At 62.5% G+C, this 5,031-nt stretch carries 4 protein-coding genes; all 4 read left to right on the forward strand.

Going from position 1 to position 5,031, the window contains the following annotated elements; genetic code table 11:
- Positions 1 to 1,164, forward strand: a 1,164-nt coding sequence (locus VJ811_RS13575; protein ID WP_324073198.1) for a methylmalonyl-CoA mutase family protein, incomplete at its 5' end; no start/stop codon positions are given.
- A gap of 38 nt (positions 1,165 to 1,202) precedes the next feature.
- The gene (gene bioB / locus VJ811_RS13580; protein ID WP_324073204.1) at positions 1,203 to 2,270 is read left to right on the forward strand and encodes a biotin synthase BioB; all 1,068 of its coding nucleotides are present in this window, start codon (positions 1,203 to 1,205) and stop codon (positions 2,268 to 2,270) included.
- 83 nt (positions 2,271 to 2,353) lie between these two features.
- Entirely contained in the window at positions 2,354 to 3,064 is a 711-nt protein-coding gene (locus tag VJ811_RS13585) for an HNH endonuclease (RefSeq protein ID WP_324073200.1), read from the forward strand.
- Positions 3,065 to 3,066: 2 nt separating this feature from the next.
- Positions 3,067 to 5,031, forward strand: a 1,965-nt coding sequence (locus tag VJ811_RS13590) for an acetyl/propionyl/methylcrotonyl-CoA carboxylase subunit alpha (RefSeq protein WP_324073202.1), incomplete at its 3' end; no start/stop codon positions are given.

Raw genomic sequence — 5,031 nt, forward strand, 5'->3', positions numbered from 1 at the left:
GTCATGCGCACGACGATCGAGGCGATGGCGGCGATGCTGGGTGGCACCCAGTCGCTCCACACCAACGCGCTCGACGAGGCGATCGCGCTGCCGACCGACTTCTCCGCCCGCATCGCGCGCAACACCCAGATCGTGATCCAGGAAGAGACGGGGATGACCAAGGTCGTCGATCCGCTCGGCGGCTCTTACTATGTCGAGGCGCTGACGCAGGAACTCGTCGACAAGGCGTGGGAAATCATCGAGCGCGTCGAGAAGGAAGGCGGCATGGCGAAGGCCGTAGCCGCCGGCTGGCCCAAGGCGATGATCGAAACCGCCGCCGCCGCCCGCCAGGCGCGCGTCGACCGCGGCGACGACGTGATCGTCGGGGTGAACAAATACCGCCTGAAAGACGAGGACCTCCTTGAAACGCTCGACATCGACAACGCCAAGGTGCGCGAAGGCCAGATCGCGCGGATCAACAAGACCAAGGCCAACCGGGATGAAGCAGCGTGTCAGGCGGCGCTGAAGGCGCTTCGGGATGGCGCGGCGGGCCAGTCGAGCATCGAGAACAACCTGCTCGCGCTCGCGGTCGAGGCGGCGCGCGCGCGCGCCACGCTCGGCGAAATTTCGTCGGCGATGGAAGAAAGCTTCGACCGCTACGGCACCCAGCCGACCCCGGTGAAGGGCGTCTATGCCGCGCCCTATGAGGGGGATGCGCGGTGGCGGCAGGTGCTCGACGGGGTAAAGGCCGTCGAACAGCGCATGGGACGCAAACCCAAGCTGCTCGTCGCCAAGATGGGGCAGGACGGCCACGACCGCGGCGCCAACGTCATCGCCTCGGCGTTCGGCGACATGGGCTTCGACGTCGTCTCGGGGCCGCTGTTCCAGACCCCGGAGGAGACGGTGGTTCTCGCGCTCGACAGCGGCGTCGACGTCGTCGGCGCCTCCAGCCTCGCGGCGGGGCACAAGACACTTATCCCCGAACTTATCCACAAGCTGAAAGAGGCCGGGCGGGGCGATGTGAAGGTGATCGCGGGCGGGGTCATCCCGCCGCAGGACTATCAATATCTGCGCGACGCGGGGGTGCAGGGCATTTACGGCCCCGGTTCCAACGTCGTCGAATGCGCGGCCGATGTGCTGCGCCTTCTCGGCCATAATATGCCCCCATTGGAGGATGCCGCATGACTAAACTTAAAACCCCGTTCGCATCGAGCGAAGTCGAGATGCCCATCGGTTGTGCGCCCACGCGGGGTGTCTCGACTTCGCTCGACACGAACGGGAATGGGGAGTCCCGCACCGACTGGAGACGCGAGGAAATCGCCGAGCTGTTCGACCTGCCGTTCGATGAACTGATGTGGGAGGCGCAGGGCGTGCACCGCCGTCACCATGCGCGCGGCGAGGTGCAGCTCTGCACCTTGCTGTCGATCAAGACCGGTGGTTGCGTCGAAGATTGCGGCTATTGCTCGCAGTCCAAGAGCGCCGACAGCGGGCTCAAGGCCACCAAGCTGATGGACGTGCGCGCGGTGCTGCAGGCGGCAGCACAGGCGAAGGATTCGGGATCGAAGCGCTTCTGCATGGGCGCCGCCTGGCGCAACCCCAAGGAGCGCGACATGCCCGCGATCGTCGAGATGGTCGAGGGCGTGCGCCAGATGGGCATGGAAACCTGCATGACGCTGGGCATGCTGACCAAGGATCAGGCGCAGACGCTCGCGGTCGCGGGGCTCGATTATTACAATCACAATATCGACACGTCCCCGGAGAATTACGAGAATATCATCTCGACCCGCACCTTCCAGGACCGGCTCGACACGCTCGAGGAAGTCCGCAACGCCGGGATCAACGTCTGCTCGGGCGGCATCGTCGGGCTGGGCGAGACGCGCACCGACCGCGTCGGCTTCATCCACGCGCTCGCGACGCTCGAACGCCATCCCGAAAGCGTGCCGGTCAACGCGCTGGTTCCGGTGAAGGGCACCGTGCTCGGCGACATGCTCGCCGACACCCCGCTTGCGAAGATCGACGATATCGAATTCGTCCGTACGATCGCGGTCGCGCGCATCACCATGCCTAAATCGATGGTGCGCCTGTCGGCGGGCCGCGAAAGCATGTCGGAAGCGACGCAGGCACTCTGCTTCATGGCGGGCGCGAACAGCATCTTCACCGGCGACAAGTTGCTCACCACCGGCAACCGGGGCGACAATGCCGACGCGGCGCTGTTCGCGAAGCTGGGGCTCAAGCCGATGGAAGGCGAAGAGCCGCTTAGGGCTTCTAAGTCTTTGGAGGCGGCTGAGTGAGTTTGGCTTTCGGAAGCTTTTGCGCCGACTTAGGCCTTCCTCTCCGAAGCGCCTACTCATGGTGCGCGATCAACCGAGAAAGAATGCAAGCCATTTTTACAGTCTGGGACAATGAGATTGACCACGACAACAATGATTATGAATTTTGGAACGACGAAGTTGATAATCTTCGACTTGCCGTCCCAGATCGAAGAAAGACAAAAAATCTCGAAGAGATGAGACAGGTTTTGCTAGAGGCTTTGGAAAATGGATATCAGACTTTAGGTATTCTCTGCACGCCTCGATATCCTCTCACAAGTCCCAGAAGCAGACAGTCTTACATCGAAAATGAGCTGTTGGTGATTCAACTTCGGCGCACGCCAGTTGGTATTTCGGGAAGATTCCAAGGCAGGGTCGACACAGACTCCATTCGCCATACCGGGTCTGTAGCTCAAACGATGGGCCGCTCGGCAATCGACGACATTGGCTCAAATGAGCTTGGGAATGACGACCCCGAATACAAAAGGCGGATGGCGGGAAGCTACGTTCGCGACAGCAAAGTAAGGAAAAAAGTACTCAAGCGCGCAAAGGGGCGCTGCGAATACTGCGGACAGGCTGGCTTCGTGAAGCGCGATGGAACGCCCTATCTTGAAACTCATCATGTAATTAGCCTGAGCGAACAGGGGCCGGATAAGCCGCACAATGTCATTGCCCTGTGTGCAAATGACCATCGGCAAGCTCATTTCGGCGAGAACTGGGAAGCGCGGCAGGCCGAGTTTATTGAAAAATTGAACAAGTACAGAATGGACAATTGAAGATGTTCAAGAAAATCCTGATCGCCAACCGCGGCGAAATCGCCTGTCGCGTCATCAAGACCGCGCGGCGCATGGGCATCGCCACGGTCGCGGTCTATTCGGACGCCGACGCGCGCGCCCCCTTCGTGCAAATGGCCGACGAGGCGGTGCATATCGGCGCATCGCCCGCGTCCGAATCCTATCTGATCGCCGACAAGATCATCGCCGCGTGCAAGCAAACGGGCGCCGAGGCGGTGCATCCGGGCTATGGTTTCCTCTCCGAACGCACCAGCTTCGCCGAAGCGCTCGCCAAGGAAAATATCGCTTTCATCGGCCCGCCGGTGAACGCGATCGCTGCGATGGGCGACAAGATCGAGTCGAAAAAGCTCGCCAAGGAAGCGGGCGTCAACGTCGTCCCCGGCTTCGTCGGCGAGATCGACGATACCGAACATGCCGTGCGCATCTCGAACGAGATCGGCTACCCGGTGATGATGAAGGCGTCGGCGGGCGGCGGCGGCAAGGGCATGCGCCTCGCCTATGACGAAAAGGACGTCCGCGAAGGGTTCGAGGCGACCAAGCGCGAGGGGCTCAACAGCTTCGGCGACGACCGCGTTTTCATCGAGAAATTCATTCTCAACCCGCGCCACATCGAGATCCAGATCCTCGGCGACCAGCACGGCAACGTCCTCTATCTCAACGAACGCGAATGCAGCATCCAGCGACGCCACCAGAAGGTCGTCGAGGAAGCGCCGTCGCCGTTCGTGACCGAGAAGATGCGCAAGGCCATGGGCGAACAGTGCGTCGCACTGTCAAAGGCGGTCGGTTACTATAGCGCGGGCACGGTCGAACTGATCGTCTCGGGCGCCGATCCGACGGGCGAGAGCTTCTACTTCCTCGAAATGAACACGCGCCTGCAGGTCGAACATCCGGTGACCGAGGCGATCACCGGCATCGACCTCGTCGAGCAGATGATCCGCGTCGCCGCGGGCGAAAAGCTCGAGATGACGCAGGACGACATCAAGATCGACGGCTGGGCGATCGAGAACCGCGTCTATGCCGAAGATCCGTACCGCGGCTTCCTGCCCTCGACCGGGCGGCTCGTGCGCTACCGCACCCCCGTTCCGGCATGGGAGGGCGACGAGCGCGGCGTCGATGGCGTGCGCGTCGATGCGGGTGTGGAAGAGGGCGGCGAGGTGTCGATCTTCTACGACCCGATGATCGCGAAGCTGGTGACCTGGGGCGCAACGCGCGACGAAGCCGCCGACCTGCAGATCGCGGCGCTCGACCGTTTCGAGATCGAGGGGCTCGGCCATAACATCGATTTCGTCTCGGCGATCATGCAGCATCCGCGTTTCCGGTCGGGCGAACTGACGACGGGCTTCATCGCCGAGGAATATCCCGAAGGCTTCCACGGCGCCCCGACCGATACGACGATCACGCGCACGCTCGCGGCGATCGCCGGCTTCATGGCAAGCGCCGAAGCCGACCGCGCCCGCCGCACCGACGGCCAGCTCGGCGACCGGCTCGAACCGCCCGCCAAATGGCAGGTGTCGATCGACGGCGCGCCGCACAAGGTCAAGATCGGCGAAAAGCATATCAAGGTCGAGGGCGACCGGATCGACATCGCGCTCGAATATACGCCCGGCGACCGGCTCGTGATCGCCGAGATCGACGAGACGGAGCTCGCGGTAAAGGTCGCGAAGACGCGTACGGGCTGGAAGATGACGACGCGCGGGCATATCCATGACGTCCAAGTGCTGCCCTGGCACATCGCGCCGCTGACCCAGCATATGATCGAAAAGATCCCGCCCGACCTCTCCAAATTCCTGATTTGCCCGATGCCCGGCCTGCTCGTCACGCTGCACGTCGGCGAAGGCGACAAGGTCGAAGCCGGCCAGCCGCTCGCGACGGTCGAGGCGATGAAGATGGAAAATATCCTCCGCGCCGAAAAATCGGGCACGGTGAAGACCGTCAACGCCGCGCAGGGC

The organism is Sphingopyxis sp. (genome assembly GCF_035250425.1).
Taxonomy (GTDB): domain Bacteria; phylum Pseudomonadota; class Alphaproteobacteria; order Sphingomonadales; family Sphingomonadaceae; genus Sphingopyxis.